The 16122-nt window shown below is 66.3% G+C and carries 12 protein-coding genes and 1 pseudogene; 3 read left to right on the top strand and 10 right to left on the bottom strand.

The annotated features are described in order from the left end of the window. The first annotated feature begins 10 nt into the window (after window positions 1-10). The 3 genes from H276_RS0114515 to H276_RS0114505 are packed head-to-tail and all read left to right on the top strand — an operon-like array spanning window position 11 to window position 2152. Window positions 11-709, top strand: a complete 699-nt coding sequence (locus H276_RS0114515) for a septum formation initiator family protein (protein WP_019972032.1) — start codon at window positions 11-13, stop codon at window positions 707-709. Then, window positions 702-1193 carry a DUF501 domain-containing protein gene (locus tag H276_RS0114510; protein WP_019972031.1) on the top strand — a complete coding sequence of 164 codons (492 nt, stop codon included), beginning with the start codon at window positions 702-704 and terminating at the stop codon, window positions 1191-1193. The genes H276_RS0114515 and H276_RS0114510 overlap by 8 nt, the downstream gene beginning before the upstream one ends. After that, window positions 1184-2152 (top strand): Ppx/GppA phosphatase family protein, encoded by a 969-nt coding sequence (locus H276_RS0114505; RefSeq protein WP_019972030.1) that lies wholly within the window; start codon window positions 1184-1186, stop codon window positions 2150-2152. Before H276_RS0114510 ends, H276_RS0114505 begins: the two co-directional genes overlap by 10 nt. Before the next feature lie 78 nt (window positions 2153-2230). Here H276_RS0114505 and H276_RS0114500 read toward each other — a convergent pair whose 3' ends face one another. From H276_RS0114500 to H276_RS25030, 10 genes and pseudogenes are all read right to left on the bottom strand, one after another. Continuing rightward, entirely contained in the window at window positions 2231-3097 is an 867-nt protein-coding gene (locus tag H276_RS0114500; RefSeq protein WP_019972029.1) for an MPT63 family protein, read from the bottom strand. 903 nt (window positions 3098-4000) lie between these two features. Then, window positions 4001-4573: pseudogene (gene prpE, locus H276_RS24135) on the bottom strand (propionyl-CoA synthetase); the annotation flags it as partial. A 54-nt stretch (window positions 4574-4627) separates the two neighbouring features. Beyond that, the gene (locus H276_RS23035) at window positions 4628-7477 is read right to left on the bottom strand and encodes an aminotransferase class I/II-fold pyridoxal phosphate-dependent enzyme (protein ID WP_019972026.1); all 2850 of its coding nucleotides are present in this window, start codon (window positions 7475-7477) and stop codon (window positions 4628-4630) included. Window positions 7478-7683: 206 nt separating this feature from the next. Next, window positions 7684-8373, bottom strand: a complete 690-nt coding sequence (locus tag H276_RS0114480; RefSeq protein ID WP_019972025.1) for a response regulator — start codon at window positions 8371-8373, stop codon at window positions 7684-7686. Further along, a complete protein-coding gene (locus tag H276_RS0114475; RefSeq protein ID WP_036461125.1) occupies window positions 8370-10868 on the bottom strand; it encodes a sensor histidine kinase KdpD in 2499 nt (832 codons plus the stop codon). Before H276_RS0114475 ends, H276_RS0114480 begins: the two co-directional genes overlap by 4 nt. Window positions 10869-10875: 7 nt before the next feature. After that, complete coding sequence (locus H276_RS0114470; RefSeq protein ID WP_019972023.1) at window positions 10876-11730, bottom strand: potassium-transporting ATPase subunit C; 855 nt, start codon at window positions 11728-11730, stop codon at window positions 10876-10878. Between the two features lies 1 nt (window position 11731). After that, complete coding sequence (gene kdpB / locus H276_RS0114465) at window positions 11732-13780, bottom strand: potassium-transporting ATPase subunit KdpB (RefSeq protein WP_231376686.1); 2049 nt, start codon at window positions 13778-13780, stop codon at window positions 11732-11734. Window positions 13781-13928: 148 nt separating this feature from the next. Beyond that, window positions 13929-15599, bottom strand: a complete 1671-nt coding sequence (gene kdpA / locus H276_RS0114460; RefSeq protein ID WP_019972021.1) for a potassium-transporting ATPase subunit KdpA — start codon at window positions 15597-15599, stop codon at window positions 13929-13931. Next, a complete protein-coding gene (locus H276_RS23030; protein WP_018598810.1) occupies window positions 15599-15688 on the bottom strand; it encodes a potassium-transporting ATPase subunit F in 90 nt (29 codons plus the stop codon). Before H276_RS23030 ends, kdpA begins: the two co-directional genes overlap by 1 nt. Then, on the bottom strand, window positions 15685-15780 hold the full coding sequence (locus tag H276_RS25030) for a potassium-transporting ATPase (RefSeq protein ID WP_196807920.1): 96 nt from the start codon (window positions 15778-15780) through the stop codon (window positions 15685-15687). The genes H276_RS23030 and H276_RS25030 overlap by 4 nt, the downstream gene beginning before the upstream one ends. Window positions 15781-16122: the final 342 nt, after the last annotated feature.

Here is a 16122-nt window from a genome sequence, read left to right as displayed (position 1 = left end):
TCTAAAGACGATGCCCGAAGCGAAACGACCCGATCCGAAGCGACGGTCCCCGGCCTCCCGGCCGGGCGGCCCGGGCAAGAACGGCGGGTCCAATCGTCCCCGCGCCGCACAGGCGCGGCGGCGGGCACCGGAACCACGCGCCTCGACACCGGAACCGGTGCCCGAGGAGGCCATCACCAAAGCGATTGCGGTACAAGCGGAACAGCAGGCCGAACTGCAGTCCGAGCAGCGATTCGGGTCGGCCGCGCGGCGCGCGGCGATCCTGGCCGCGGTGGTGTGTGTGTTGACGTTGACCATCGCCGGGCCGGTACGCACCTATTTCGCGCAGCGCACAGAAATGAACCAGCTCAAGGCAACCGAGGAGCAGTTGCGGTCGCAGATCGCCGATCTGGAACAGCAGAAGGTCAAGCTGGCAGATCCGGTTTTCATCGCGGCCCAGGCCCGCGAGCGACTCGGCTTCGTCATGCCCGGTGACACGCCGTATCAGGTGCAGCTGCCGCCCACGGCCGCGGTGCCGAACGCGCCGGGGCCGATCGCTCCCGGCTCTACGACGCCTGCGGGTCAGCCCTGGTACACCTCGTTGTGGCACACCATCGCCGATCAGCCGCACGGGGTTTCGCCGACCATTGCCCCCGCCCCGCCGGCTCCCGGTGAGCCGGGAGCACCCGGCGGCCCGCCGACTCCGCCGCCCGCGGTGCCCGGTGGTTGAGCTTGCCGATCTCGAGGCTGTCGGCCGCCAGTTGGGCCGCGAACCGCGAGGTGTCCTCGACATCGCTTATCGCTGTCCGAACGGTGAGCCGGGAGTGGTCAAGACCGCGCCCAAACTGCCCGACGGTACACCGTTTCCGACCCTGTACTACTTGACCCATCCGGCGTTGACCGCCGCGGCCAGCAGACTGGAATCGGCGGGCACGATGCGCGAGATGACCGAACGTCTGCAGCGGGACCCGGATTTGGCTGCCGCGTACCAGCGTGCGCACGAGTCGTATCTGGCTGAGCGCGATGCCATCGAGTCGCTGGGTACCACATTCACCGGAGGCGGCATGCCCGACCGCGTCAAGTGTCTGCACGTGCTGATGGCGCATTCGCTGGCGAAGGGCCGGGGCGTCAACCCGTTCGGCGACGAGGCATTGGCGATCCTTGCTGTCGAGCCCGGGATGGTCGGGATTCTGGAGCGTGATACATGGGTGTGAACCGGGTCGGCGCGATTGATTGTGGTACCAACTCGATTCGGCTGCTCGTCGCCGACATCGTCGACGGTGGTTCGACTGCCGGCGGCAGTCTGCGTGACGTGCATCGCGAGATGCGTATCGTTCGGCTCGGTCAGGGTGTGGATGCGACCGGTCAGTTCGCGCCGGAAGCATTGGCGCGCACCGGATCTGCACTGACCGACTATGCCGCGTTGATGTCCGAGCTGAAGGTGTCGGCGGTGCGGATGGTCGCCACCTCCGCCGCGCGGGATGCCGGCAACCGCGACGAGTTCTTCGCCATGACCTCGCGGATTCTCGGCACCGTGGTGCCCGGTGCCGTCGCCGAGGTGATCACCGGCACCGAGGAGGCGCAGCTGTCCTTCCAGGGCGCCGTCGGCGAACTCGACGCTGCGGGTGCACCTTTCGTTGTCGTCGACCTCGGCGGCGGTTCCACCGAACTGGTGCTCGGCGCCGACGAGGTAAAGGCCAGCTACTCGGCCGACATCGGGTGCGTCCGGCTGACGGAACGGTGCCTGCATTCCGATCCGCCCACCACGGCCGAGATCAAGGCGGCGCGAGCGGTGGTCCGGGACGGTTTGGCCCAGGCGCTGCAGGTGGTTCCGGTCGACAGCGCCCGCACGTGGGTAGGGGTGGCGGGGACGATGACCACGCTCTCGGCGCTCGCGCAGGGTATGGCCGAGTATGACGCCGAGGCGATCCACTTGTCCCGCGTCGGATTCGCTGATCTACGGCGCGTGTGCGATCAGCTGATCGCGATGACCTCCGCGCAGCGCCTGGCGCTCGGTCCGATGCACCAGGGCCGTGCCGATGTCATCGGTGGGGGAGTGATCATCGTCGAGGAGCTGGCGGCTGTTCTCGGCGAGCGCGCGGGCATCGACGAATTGGTGGTCAGCGAGCATGACATCCTCGACGGTATCGCGCTGTCCATCGTGCCGGACTGACGAGGGCGGCAGCGTCCCGACAAGCAAAACGGCCGGATGCGGTTTCCCGCACCCGGCCGTCTGCCGTAGACCTTCCGGTTAGGACGTCGGGCCGTTGTTGCTGACCGGGGCGGCCGGAGTCGGCGTGGTCGGCTGGGCACCCTCCGGCACCAGGTTGGGCTCGGTTGCCGCGGCGGCAGCCGCCGGTGCCTCCTCGGCCGGCGCAGTCGCGGTCGCGGCGTTGCCGGCAGCCGGGGCGGTAGCGCCTTCCGGGACCGGTGTGTCGTTGCTGGCCGGGACTGCCCCCTCGGCCGTGGCGGGCAGATCGCTGGCGCGGGTGCCCGCACCGCCGGGAGCCGCGGCCGGTACGGCTGCAGGCGTTGCGGCGGGTGCCGGGGTGGCTGCCACCGGTGCGGCAGCGGGGGCCTCGGCCGGGTGGTTCGTCAGCGGGACGGTGTTGCCGCCGTCGGTCGCGGCGGGCGACGGCGCGGGCTGGTTCCACACCGCGAGGTCGGTGCCACCGGCGTTGTACACGACGGTGGTGGGGTCGGCCTCGGTGACGTCGAAGTACACCTTGCCGGAGGTCTTCTCGCCCTGGCCGATGGTGGCCGGGTTCACGCCCTGCGCGGTGGCCACCTGGAACAGCGCGCGGTAGTTTTCGCCGTCCGTGGCGCGGGCGTTGAAGTTGGAGACGATCGGGGTGACCGAGCCCTGGAGTGCCTCATTGGTCGCGGTGACCTCCCACAGGGTGCCGTGCACCTGGTAGGGGATCGTGTCGGTGCTGGGCTTGAGGTCGGTGACTGTCCAGCCCTGGATTACATTGCCGTTGTCCAGCTTCGCTTGGCTGCCCAGCGCCGCGGTGGTGACAGCGCTGTCATCAGCGAGAGCGATGGGGGCCGCGCCGATGATCCCGGCGGCGGCGACGGCTGCTGCGGCCATCACAGCACTGATATTCGTGATCTTCACGATGGTTTACTCCTGAGTGTTTCGACAAGCATCCAGTCCATTTCCCCCGACATGGATGCTCTTCAAGGAAAGTTAGCAGGCTGAGAGATTGCTGTGAAACCGGAGCGGCAAATTGCGTCTCCCGTCTCGGCCAGTCCACCTGCATCTCCCTGCCACCGCAGCCTGGGATTATTGACGGTCGCAACTGCCGCCATCACCGGCATGACCTCGGGTATGGCCGATGACGCTCAGGCCAGCGAATGCGGCAACCGTCACTGGATCCGGTAGCCGGGCCAGCAGTGCCATGGTCGCATACACGCCCAATCGCAGTGGGTCGAACGGCTGTCGGCCTGCCCGCTCATCGAATCTCGATGAGCGGTAATTCCTGACCGATGGACAGTTAAAGCCGTTGGCGGCTCAGGGCAGGTTCCAACGCGCACACAGCACTGCGCGTCAGCACCAGGGTGGTGAAGATTTCCGCTCGGAGAGATGCTGCAGGGCTTGATGTTTCGTGCGGCGCAGATCGCCGATGCGGTGATGGTGGAAAGACGGCAATGGCCTGCCGCCGGCGTACCGGCAGCAGGCCATTGTCATGGTGTCAGCGTCGTGCGTTGCAGTTCGGCGGGTTACCGCAGTGGTGGCCACCGTCGCAGGCATTGCAGTGACAGGTGCAGGACCCCTTGCCGGGGGTGTGAATGATGCGCATCGTTGTTCAACTCCTTGGGTGCCCGGACCGTACCGGTGGTGACCGCTAGCAAATGTCCGAGCTCGGACGGATATCGACATATGACCATTTCACAATAGTTCGGCTCCTTGGAAAAATAAAGGATTCCCCATGCCGAGCAGACATGAAAGCACCGGACACGCCGAGGAATTGGGACTTCTATGTCTGCTCGGCGGTCAAGCCACCGGGCCGGCAAACGGTCAGGCGTCGTGCCCGCGTAGCACCGGGGTCAGCGCGTCCAGCACCCCGGGGTCCTCGATCGTCGACGGCACCGGCTCATCGCGGCCATCGGCGATGAGCCGCATGGTCTTGCGCAGGATCTTGCCCGACCTGGTCTTCGGCAACGCCGCCACCACGTCGACCTTTCTTGAAAAAGGCCACCGCGCCGATGTTCGCGCGCACCGCAGCGACCAGGTCCTCGGCGAGCCGGTCGGCAGACGCCCCGGACTTGAGCACTACGAATCCCCGGGTACCTGGCCCTTCATCTCGTCGGCCACGCCGATCACCGCACATTCCGCCACCGCTGGACGCTGCGCCAGCACGGCCTCGATCGATCCGGTCGACAGCCGGTGCCCGGCGACGTTGATGACGTCGTCGGTACGGCCCATCACGAACCGGTAGCCGTCGGAGTCTATGTAGCCGCCGTCGCCGGTCAGGTAGTACCCGGTGAACGCCGACAGGTAAGCCGCCACGTAGCGATGGTCGTCGCCCCACAAGGTGGGTAGGGTGCCGGGCGGCAGCGGCAGTTTGACGCAGATCGCGCCTTCCTCGCCGCGCAAACCGTAGCCCTTGACGGCGTCGGGCGATGCGGTACTGGCCGCACCCGCCTAATCGGTGCTTGCAGCCGTCTCCGCGGCCGCGGCAGCCGGCCTGTTGGCGGTGCCCTTCTTCGGCTTCGGAGCCACCAGCGGCTCGGCGGCCGGCACCGTCGCGGGTGCCTGCGTCACCGGCCGGCACATCTCGATCGCCTTGTCGGTGTACACGCGGTATCCGAAATCCGGGTTGTAACCGTGGATTTCAGGTGTGTCGAGATCCCGCAGGAAGGTGAGGATCTCGCGGCTGAACACCTGGCCGGGTACCAACACCGGGAACCCCGGCGGATAGGGCGTGACGAACGTCGCCGACACCACATCGGCTCCCGTGTCCAGCTTTTCGAAGATCTCGTCGGTGCCGAGGTACTCGCAGTTGGTGTCGTCGTAGGACAAATAGAACGCCCGTCGCACGTCGCCCTCGGGCGTAGGTGCGGCGCCCGTCGCGTCCCGGAACACTTCGTGGAAGCCGCTGAAGTCGGGCAGCGCCGCCGTGCTCGTGGTCAGCTTGCGGACCTTCTGCTCGAACCGGCTGCGCTCACCCAGGCCCATGTCGCCGACGGCGTCGTCGAGTTCTCCGGCGATCTTCACCAGCACCTCCACCAGGAACGCCACCGACGAGCGGGTGGTGCCGATGTTGGTCATGAACAGCACGGTGTTGCGGGAGGTCTTGTTGATCTGGACGCCGTGGCGGTCCATCAGCTGATCGCGTTTGAAGGTGTCACCGTCGTAGCCGGTGCGGCCGATCGACAGTGTGATCCGTGACGGGTCGAGCACGAACTCGTCGCGGTTCCACGCCGTCATCATGTTGCGCAGCCCCGAACGGAGCGGCTGGGCGATGTGTGAGTCGCGGAACTCGTCGGGGATGAGGTCCGACGTGCGCAGGCAGGCCATGTAGCGGCTCAGCAGCGGATGGTTGTCGATCGCGTCGCGCAGCTGCATGGCGTTCTCGATCTGCCGTTGCACCAACTCGACACCCTCGAGTGCCACCTGCCGGCGGCCCAGGTCCAGTGACGCCAGGATCTGATAGTTGGGTGAGGTGGAGGTGTGCGCCATGTACGCCTCGTGGAACGCCTCGGCGACCTTCTGGTCGAAGTCCTGGTCGAACACGTGGATCATCGAGCCCTGCCGCAGCGAGGTCAGCGTCTTGTGGGTGGACTGACTGGCGTACACCCGTACCCGCGCCTTGGCCGGGTCCGGTGTCAGCCGGCGGTTGAGCAGCTCTTCGTCGGTCGGCGGGTTCTGGCTGTCGGCGGTGAGCTGCTTCTGGTAGGCCTCGGCGTAGTCCTTGTCCGCCAGCTTCTCCCGCAGTTTGGCGGCCGTGGCCATCGCGGTGCGGGCCCGGTACACCGGGTGGAACCGGGCGAACGCGAACCAGGCTTCGTCCCACAGGAACACCAGATCGGGCTTGATGGCCAGGCATTCCTCCATCACGCGCTGCACGTCGTAGACGATGCCGTCGAACGTGCAGTTGGTCAGCGAGATCATCTTGACCCGGTCCAGCTTGCCGGCACGCTTGAGCGCCAACAACTTCGACTTGATCTCGCGCAGCGGCACCGCCCCGTACATGGTGTAGTCGGGCAGCGGATATGCCTCGAGGTAGATGACGTTGGCGCCGGCCAGCATCATGCCGTAGTGATGAGACTGGTGGCAGTTGCGGTCCAGCAGCACGATGTCACCGGGCGCCACCAAGGACTGGGTGACGATCTTGTTGGCGGTCGAGGTGCCGTTGGTGACGAAGTAGGTGCGTCGCGATCCGTAGGTCTCGGCGGCCAGCTGCTGGGCCTCACGCAACGGTCCCGTGGGTTCCAGCAGGGAGTCCAGGCCGCCGCACGTGGCCGAGGTCTCGGCCATGAACACGTCGAGGCCGTAGAAGCTGACCATGTCTTTGATCCAGTGCGAGTTGACAATTGACTTGCCCTGGCTGATCGGCAGGGCGTGGAACACCCCCGTCGGCCGGTGGCTGTACTGCTTGAGCGCGCTGAAGAACGGGGTGCGGTACCGCGCGGCGACGCCCTGCAGGATCGACAGGTGTAGCTCGAGCACGCCCTCGCGGGCGTGGAACACGCGGCGGAAGCAGGGGCCGAGCCGCCCGGCGATGTCTTCGACGTCGATCTCGGTCATGAGATACAGATCGAGTTCGGGGCGCAGCTCGTGCAGCGAAGCGGCCAGGATCTGGGCCCGCTCGTCGGGCGATTTGTGGTCGTCGAGATCGGCGGACACCTTGGTGTCGGCGAACTCGGCCAGCGCGCTGAGATTGCGTTCGGATTGGTGGCTGAACCGGCGCCGGATCACCACGGCCTGCAGGTTGACGTTGAGCCGCGCGGCGATCAGCGCCTCGTCGCCGCTGGACACCACGACGAGTTCGTAGACGAACTCGTCGTCGGGGCGACGCCAGCTGCGGACCTCCTTGCGCAGCGCTCGTTCCTGGGCCTCGGTCATCTTCTCGACGACGAGTACCTCGAAGTACAGCTGCTCCTTGTGGGTGACGGGCTGCTGCTCCAGCGTGCGCGGATCGGCGGGGAAGATGTCGGCCTCGTCCAGGCCGGCTCCGTCGGTGTTGCCGGTGCGATAGGACTCACTGGTCAGCGCCCGATTGATCCGGCTGACGGTGGTGGCGAACTTGTCGTACCCGCCGGTGTTGAACATTCGCTGCACCTTGGTGAATCGCCCCGAACCCGGGTAGGCCCAGTACGGTTCCAGTGGTGTCAGGGCCGCCAGCTGGTCCCGGCAGACCGCGGTGTACTCGTCTTTGAGCGCTCCGACGGTGGTCGCGCGCGTCAGCCGGTCCGCGGCTTCCTCCAATCGGCACCAGGCGTCGCTGCGTAGTTGCCAGACACTGTTGTACGCGTGCGATTGATCGGCCATCGCATAAGCGTCCTCAGCGGATTCGTCTGGCGAGCGAGTGCCAGGCGAACGTTGCGCGGCAATCGTGTGACGGCGGGCTGACGCGGAGCTGGGAGCGGGCGCAACGCGGCGAGGGCCGCGCTGGGCGGCGACGGTCTGCTGGGCTGGCCGCGGCGGAGGCTCAACAAGGCTGTCGTCTCACTGCTCACGGATTAGCCCGGGGACGCTCACTCCTGGAATCGGTAGCCCATGCCCGCTTCGGTCAGCAGGTGTACGGGGTGCGACGGATCGTCCTCGAGCTTGCGCCGCAGCTGTGCAAGGTAGACCCGCAGATAGTGGGTTTCCTTGGCGTAGGCCGGGCCCCACACTTCTTTGAGCAGCTCTTCACGGCCCACCAGTTTGCCGCGATTGCGCACGAGCATCTCGAGCATGCCCCATTCGGTGGGGGTCAGATGCACCTCGGCGTCGTTCTTGGTGACCTTCTTGGCGGCGAGATCCACGGTGAACGACGATGTCTCGATCACCGGCTGATCGACGTCGGCGGTAGCTGCCCGTCGTACCGCGGCGCGCAGCCGAGCCAGAAACTCGTCCATGCCAAAGGGTTTGGTCACGTAGTCGTCGGCGCCGGCATCCAGCGCCTCGACCTTGTCGGAGGAATCGGTGCGGGCCGACAGCACGATCACCGGTGCGGACAGCCAACCGCGCAGGCCGGCGAGCACCTCGATGCCGGACATGTCGGGCAGACCCAGGTCGAGCACGATGACGTCGGGGCGATGATCGGCGGCACTGCGCAACGCTTCGGCCCCGCTGGCTGCGCAGGTGACCTCGTAGCCGCGCACCGAGAGATTGATCCGCAGGGCACGGAGGATCTGCGGTTCATCATCGATGACCAGCACCCTGGTCTTCGGGGGGCTCATTTCGGCGCCGCCAAGTCGATTTCGACCGTCAGCCCACCGCCGGGAGTGTCGGTGGCGGAAATGGTGCCGCCCATCGCCTCGACGAAGCCACGGGCCACCGACATGCCGAGCCCGACGCCGGTGCTGTTGTCATGGTCGCCGAGGCGCTGGAACGGCGCGAACAGCGCAGTGTCGGTTCCCCTCGGCACCCCGGGGCCTTCGTCGATGACTGCGATCAGCACCCGGTCGGCGACGCGTCCCGCGGTCACCCGGATCGGGCCGTCGGGCGCGTAGCGCAGCGCGTTGTCGATCAAGTTGGCCAGCACGCGCTCCAGCAGGCCACCGTCGGTCATCGCCACTGAATCGTCCACCTCCACCTTCACGCGGTCGAGCCCTTGACGCCCGAATCCCGTCGTACCCCTACTGATTCCGACCAGGGCGCGTTGCACGGCCTCCTCCAGATACACCGGATGCAATTCGGGCCGCACCACACCGGCGGCCAATCGCGACGCGTCCAGCAGGTTGTCCACCAGCGCGGTCAGCGCATCGACGGACTCCTCCACCGTGGCCAGCAGTTCGGCTGTGTCGTCCTCGGAGAAGTTGATGTCGTCACTGCGCAGACTGGATACGGCTGCCTTGGCGGCGGCCAACGGGGTGCGCAGATCGTGGCTGACGGCCGAGAGCAGTGAGCGACGTAGTTCGTCGGCCTGCGCGATGGCGTTGGCCTTACCGGCGGCCTCGGTCAGTTCCCGTTGCCGCACCAGCCCCGCGGCCTGCATCGCGACGGCGCCCAGCACTCGGCGGTCGCGGGCCGGCAGTTGCCGCCCGGACATGAGCAGCCAGAATTCGTCGTCGCCGACCTCGATCGCGGTATCCGCGGAATCAACCTGCAGACAGGGGTTCTCACCCACACACGTCACGATGCCCGTACCTTCGCGCAGCAGGCTTACCGAGCGTTGACTATAGGTCTCGCGGACGCGCTCCAGCAGCGCCTGCAGGTCCGCGCCGCGCAGCACCGACCCGGCGAACAGCGCCAACAGTTCGGCCTCCCGTGACGCCCACCGAGCCTCTCTGGCTCGTTTGGCGGCGCCGTCCACCAGTGCGGCGACTGCCACCGCGACCGCCAGCAGCACCACGATGGTGATGGCGCTGTCGGGTTCGGCGATGGTGAAGGTGTGCCGCGGGGCGACCAGGAAGTAGTTGAGCAGCAGGCCGGACAGCACCGCGGACAGCGCGGCGGGCGCGACACCGCCGAGCAGTGCCACGACGAGTACACCGACGAAGAACAGTGCGCTCTCCCCGCCGACCCCGAGGTACGGGTCGAGCAGATACACCGTCAACGCGCAGATCGCCGACGGAACCACCACGGCGGCAAGCCATGACATGAGATGCCGGTGTTCGGACTCCAGCCGCCCGCCGCCGCGCTTGGCGTGCTCATGGGTCACCATGTGTATGTCGATCTTGCCCGACTGTTGCACCACCGCCGCACCGATGCCCTCGTCGAACAGTCGGGCCCAGCGGGACCGCCGCGATGTGCCGAGCACCAGCTGGGTGGCGTTGCGTTCGCGGGCGAATTCCAGCAAGGCGGTGGGAACGTCATCGCCGACGACAGTGTGCACCGTTGCGCCGAGGCTGGTGGCAAGGTCGCGCACCTTGCCCATGTGTGAGGCTGAGCCACCAGAGAGTCCGTCGCCGCGGACCACGTGCACCACCATCAGCTCGGCGCTGGATTTCGACGCGATCCGGGATGCGCGACGCACCAGGGTCTCCGACTCCGGGCCGCCGGTCACCGCCACCACCACCCTTTCACGGGCTTCCCAGGTGTCGGTGATCTTGTTGTCGGCGCGGTATTTGGCCAGTGCCGCGTCGACCTGATCGGCGAGCCACAGTAGCGCCAATTCCCGTAGCGCCGTGAGGTTCCCGCGTCGGAAGTAGTTTGACAGTGCCGCGTCGATACGTTCCGGTGCGTACACGTTGCCGTGGGAAAGCCTGCGCTGCAACGCCTCCGGAGTGATGTCGACCAACTCGATCTGGTCGGCGGACCGAACCACCTCGTCGGGCACCTTCTCCTGCTGCTCGATACCGGTGATGCCGGTGACGACGTCGTTGAGGCTTTCCAGGTGCTGCACGTTCACCGTCGAGATGACGGTGATTCCCGCGTCGAGCAGTTCCTCGACGTCCTGCCAGCGTTTGGGGTTCTTGCTGCCCGGCGTGTTGGTATGGGCGAGTTCGTCGACCAGCGCCACCCGGGGCTTGCGGGCCAGCACCGCCGGCACATCGAGCTCCGGAAAGCGGCTGCCCCGGTACTCGATGTAGCGCGGCGGGATCATCTCGATGCCCTCGAGCAGTTCGGCAGTCTTGGCGCGACCGTGGGTTTCGACCACCGCGGCCACCACGTCGGTGTCACGTTCGAGCCGCCGGTGCGCCTCACCGAGCATGGCGCAGGTCTTGCCGACGCCGGGAGCCGCGCCCAAATAGATGCGCAGTTCACCTCGCTTCGGGGCACTGGCGGTCATCAGCCCATCATCCACCCAGGTGATCGAGTGCGATATTGAGCTCGAGCACGTTGACCCGCGGTCCGCCGATGAAGCCCAGGGTGCGGCTTTCGGTGTGCTGGGCGACCAGCTGACGGACGACGTCGGGGTTCAGGTTGCGAGCCTTGGCTACCCGGTTGACCTGCAGTTCGGCGTAGGCGGGCGAGATATTCGGATCGAGTCCGCTGCCGCTGGCGGTCACCGCGTCGGCGGGCACGGCGGCCGTGGCCGCGCCGCGGATGGGGACGATCTGGCCGACGCCGTAATCCTCACCGGGTTTGGCGCATTCCACCCGAACCCCTTCGTAACTGGCCAGGAATGGGACGGCGGGGCATGCTTGGTTCACGCTGACAACCTGCGTCGGGTGCACCACGTTGCCATGGGAATCGCGGGGGCCGATCACCGACAGCACCGCGCCGACGCCGTCGCCGGTGCAGAACGGACGCGTGCCCGTCGTGCCGTCGAGTTTGGCCACATCGAGGCTGCGGGTGCACACCTGGGTGAGTAATCCCGGCTTGTCCGGTACGTCGACGACGCTTTCAGGACCCAGGTTGCTCGCGCCCGAGGCCATCGGGTCGTAGCCGTCTCCGGCTGCGGACGGGCGCGACTGGAAATACCGGGGGAGCGGCTCGCCGTTGGCGTCGGTGAACGACTGCCCGATCAGGCTGCTGCCCACCGGTTTTCCGCCGACCACGATGATCGAGCCGTCGGCCTTGTGGTCGAGGCCCGGGATTTGCGCCACCAGCCAGATGAACAGTGGGTAGCCGATTCCCAGGATCACCGTGAGGATGAGCAGCGCGCGGAGCGCGGCGATGTGCTGGCGGACCAGGCTTGAGATCTGCATGTTAGGACATCCCAGGAAGAAGTTGGACAACCAGGTCGATGAGTTTGATCCCGATGAACGGGGCGACGATGCCTCCGAGTCCGTACACATACAGGTTGCGGCTCAACAGCTTCGACGCGCTGCTCGGGGTGTAGCGAACACCCTTGAGCGCCAGGGGGATCAGCGCGACGATCACGATGGCATTGAAGATCACCGCGGAAAGGATCGCCGACTGCGGGCTGTGCAGCCGCATGATGTTGATCAGGTCCAGACCCGGGAACAGCGCGACGAACATTGCCGGGATGATCGCGAAGTACTTGGCGATGTCGTTGGCGATCGAGAACGTGGTCAGCGCGCCACGGGTGATCAGCAACTGCTTGCCGATCTCCACGATCTCGATGAGCTTGGTCGGGTCGGAGTCGAGATCGACCATGTTGCCGGCCTCTTTGGCGGCCGAGGTACCGGTGTTCATCGCCACGCCCACATCGGCCTGAGCCAGTGCCGGTGCGTCGTTGGTGCCGTCACCGGTCATCGCGACGAGCCGGCCGCCTGCCTGCTCCTGCTTGATCAAGGCCAGCTTGTCCTCCGGGGTGGCCTCGGCGAGGAAGTCGTCGACCCCCGCCTCGTCGGCAATAGCTTTGGCGGTCAACGGGTTGTCTCCGGTGATCATCACCGTCCGGATGCCCATTCTGCGCATCTCGTCGAACCGGTCGCGCATGCCCTGCTTGACGACGTCCTTGAGATGGATGACCCCGAGCACCTCGGCTTTGCCGCCTTCGCCGGCCACCTGGCCGACGACCAGAGGGGTTCCGCCGGCGCCGGAGATGCCGTCGACGATGGAGCCCAACTCTTCTGGCGCGGTGCCGCCCTCGGCGCGCACCCAGCGTGCGACTGCGCTGGCCGCGCCCTTGCGGAGCTTGTGTCCACCCAGGTCGACACCGGACATCCGGGTGGTGGCGCTGAATTCGATCCAGTGCGCGTGTTCGAGTTCGCCCTGGGTGCGGGCGCGCAGGCCGTGATGCTGTTTGGCGAACACCACGATCGAGCGTCCCTCGGGGGTTTCGTCGGCCAGGCTCGACAGCTGGGCGGCATCGGCGAGCTGCGCCGCCGAGACTCCGATCAGTGGGACGAACGCGGAAGCCTGCCGGTTACCTAGGGTGATGGTGCCGGTCTTGTCGAGCAGCAGGGTGTTGACGTCACCGGCGGCCTCGACGGCTCGGCCGGACATCGCCAGTACATTGCGCTGCACGAGCCGGTCCATGCCGGCGATGCCGATGGCGGACAGCAGGGCGCCGATGGTCGTCGGAATCAGGCACACCAGCAGTGCCACCATCACGATCCCGCTCACGCCGTTTCCGTTGAGCGCCAAACTGTCTGGGACACCAGGATTGTTGGCCTTCGAGTAGATGGCCAGCGGCTGCAGGGTGGCGACGGCGAACACGAAGATCACTGTCAGAGCGGCCAGCAGGATGTTCAGCGCAATCTCGTTGGGTGTCTTCTGTCGGTTGGCGCCTTCGACGAGAGCGATCATTCGGTCGATGAAGCTCTCACCGGGCTTCTGGGTGATCTTCACGACGATGCGGTCCGACAGTACGGTGGTACCGCCGGTGACGGCCGAGCGGTCGCCGCCGGATTCCCGGATCACCGGGGCGGATTCACCCGTGATGGCCGATTCGTCCACCGACGCAATGCCTTCTACGACATCACCGTCGCCGGGGATCACCTGGCCGGCTTCGACCACCACGATGTCACCGAGCTTGAGCTGCGGTGCCGGTACCGACTCCTCGGCGCCCGACTCGGTGATACGGCGGGCCATGGTGTCGGCCTTGGCTTTTCGCAGCGATTCAGCCTGGGCCTTACCCCGGCCCTCCGCGACCGCCTCGGCCAGGTTGGCGAACACCACGGTGAGCCACAACCAGCCGACGACCAGCCAGCCGAACCACGTCGGCTCGACGATGGCCAGCGCGGTACTCCAGACTGCGCCGATCTCCACGATGAACATGACCGGGTTGCGCCACAGTGTGCGCGGGTCGAGCTTGCGCAACGCGTCGGGCAGCGACCGCCACAACATCGCCGGGTCGAGCAGCCCACCTTGCACCGATTTACCGGCCTTCTTTGCGCTTTCGCCGGCCGCGTTTGTCACGCTGGAGTGGCGGTCGACCTCGGCCGTCACTCCAGCGTGACGCTCGGGCTGTGTGGGGGTTTGGGCGTTGCGCATGTCAGTGGATTCCTTCAGCTAGGGGCCCGAGCGCGAGCATGGGCAGGAAGGTGAGCGCGACCAGGATCACCGTGACGCCGACGACCATTCCGACGAACTGCGGTCGATGAGTGGGCAGGGTGCCGATCGACTCGGGTGTGCTGCCCTGGGCGGCAAAGGATCCCGCCAGCGCCAGCACCAGCACGATGGGCAGGAACCGGCCGAACACCATCGCCAGGCCGAGAGCGGTGTTGTACCACTCCGTGTTGACGCTGATGCCGGCGAAGGCCGAGCCGTTGTTGTTGGCCGCGGAGGTGAAGGCGTAGAGCACCTCACTCAGGCCGTGCGGTCCGGTGTTGAGCATCCCCGCGCGTTGACCCGGCATGGCCACGGCCACAGCGGTGCCGGTCAGCACGATCAGCGGGGTGACGAGGAAATAGCTTGCCGACAGCTTGATTTCGCGGGGTGTGATCTTCTTGCCGAGGTACTCCGGGGTGCGTCCGACCATCAGGCCGGCCACGAAAACCGTGATGATCGCGAGGATCAGCATGCCGTACAGGCCCGAGCCCACGCCGCCGGGCGCGACCTCGCCGAGTTGCATGTTGAACATCGTCATCAGTCCGCCGAGGCTCGTGTAGGAGTCGTGGAACGAGTCCACCGCGCCGGTCGACGTCAGCGTCGTCGCCGAGGCGAACACCGCCGAATCAGCCACGCCGAAGCGCTGTTCGACGCCTTCCATGGCGCTACCGACGGCGCTCGGCACGGTTCCGTGATGCTGCAGCTGGAACCACATCATGAAGCTGGTGCTCAGCAGAGCGATGACGCCCATCACCGCGGCGATTGCGTAGCCCTGCTTTCGGCTGTTGACCATGCGGCCGAAGGTGCGCGGCAACGAGAACGGGATCAGCAGGATCAGGACGATCTCGAACCAGTTGGTCCAGGTGGTCGGGTTCTCGAACGGATGCGCCGAGTTGGCGTTGTAGAAGCCACCGCCGTTGGTGCCGAGTTCCTTGATGACCTCCTGGCTGGCGACCGGGCCGCCGGGGATCGTCTGTTGCGCGCCGCTGAGCGTGGTGACCAACTGGTCGTGCAACGCGAAGTTCTGAATGGCGCCGCCGGCGATGAGCACGATGGCACCGATGATCGAAATCGGTAGCAGGATACGGATACTGCCGCGGACCAGGTCGGCCCAAAAATTACCGAGGTCGCCGGTGTGACGACGCGCGAATCCGCGCACCAGGGCCACGGCGACGGCCATACCGACGGCGGCTGAGACGAAGTTCTGCACCGCCAGCCCGGCCATCTGGACCAGGTGCCCCTGGGTGGTTTCGCCGGAGTAGGCCTGCCAATTGGTGTTGGTGACGAAGCTGACGGCCGTGTTCCACGCCAGCGCCGGGGTCATCGGGGTCGCCGGGTCATGGAGGTGCAGCGGCAGCTTGCCCTGAACCAGCTGGAAGATGAACAGGAACAGGATGCTGACCGCCGAGAACGCAAGCACGCTGCGGGCATACGAGCCCCAGGTCTGCTCGGAGCGGGGATCGGCCCCGATCGTGCGGTAGATCAGGCGTTCGGCCCGGGAATCCTTGTCGCTGGTATAGACGCGGAACATGTAGTCGCCCAACGGCACATGCACGAGTGCGACAACCGCGACGAGTGAAGCGAGGAACAGGATCCCCGCGATGGTGGTAGTCACTAGAACCTCTCGGGGAAGAGCAGGGCGGCGAACACGAAGACGGCGATGAGCACCGCCAGGACCAGGCCGACGATGTTTTCGTAGCTCACAGCCGTTCGACCAACCTCTGCACCAGGCCGAGCAGGGCGAAGATCGCCACCGTCAGCACCGTATAGATCAGGGCGGAAACCAGGATGGACATGCTGTCTCCGTTCGAAGACACGTTCACAGGCGCCGGATTTCGGTGGCCTGCCCCAGCATCTGCCCGTTTCTCAGTCGGTTGACAGGTCGTTGACGGTTTCTTTACGCCAGGGTCGCAGTCCTTTACGGTCTCCTTTCTCCCGCCTGTTTTGCCGGGGGTCGCATGCGTCAAGATGGCGTCAATTGGGCTGGTCGACGGGCCAAGGGGGCATTTCTGCAGGTCCTTTACGCCCACTGGGCGATCGTCAGCGCAGTGTCAAGGTTTGGATCGGAACCGTCAAGAGACCGCAAAAGCACTGGTCGCGCGTTGTTCGGCGGAGTGATCGTGGAGGTAGGCGCCCAA

Origin of the sequence: Mycobacterium sp. 141, assembly GCF_000382405.1 — a bacterium.
Lineage (GTDB): Bacteria > Actinomycetota > Actinomycetes > Mycobacteriales > Mycobacteriaceae > Mycobacterium.
The sequence above is the reverse complement of the archived record's forward strand: the minus strand, read 5'-3'. Positions and strand labels throughout refer to the sequence as shown.

Coding starts and splice junctions, on each gene's coding strand:
- H276_RS0114515 (WP_019972032.1), top strand. CDS start 11: ATGCCCGAAGCGAAACGACCCGATCCGAAGCGACGGTCCCCGGCCTCC.
- H276_RS23035 (WP_019972026.1), bottom strand. CDS start 7,477: ATGGCCGATCAATCGCACGCGTACAACAGTGTCTGGCAACTACGCAGC.
- H276_RS0114475 (WP_036461125.1), bottom strand. CDS start 10,868: ATGACCGCCAGTGCCCCGAAGCGAGGTGAACTGCGCATCTATTTGGGC.
- H276_RS0114470 (WP_019972023.1), bottom strand. CDS start 11,730: ATGCAGATCTCAAGCCTGGTCCGCCAGCACATCGCCGCGCTCCGCGCG.
- kdpB (WP_231376686.1), bottom strand. CDS start 13,780: ATGTTGTGGCGGTCGCTGCCCGACGCGTTGCGCAAGCTCGACCCGCGC.
- H276_RS25030 (WP_196807920.1), bottom strand. CDS start 15,780: ATGTCCATCCTGGTTTCCGCCCTGATCTATACGGTGCTGACGGTGGCG.
- H276_RS0114480 (WP_019972025.1), bottom strand. CDS start 8,373: ATGAGCCCCCCGAAGACCAGGGTGCTGGTCATCGATGATGAACCGCAG.
- H276_RS0114505 (WP_019972030.1), top strand. CDS start 1,184: ATGGGTGTGAACCGGGTCGGCGCGATTGATTGTGGTACCAACTCGATT.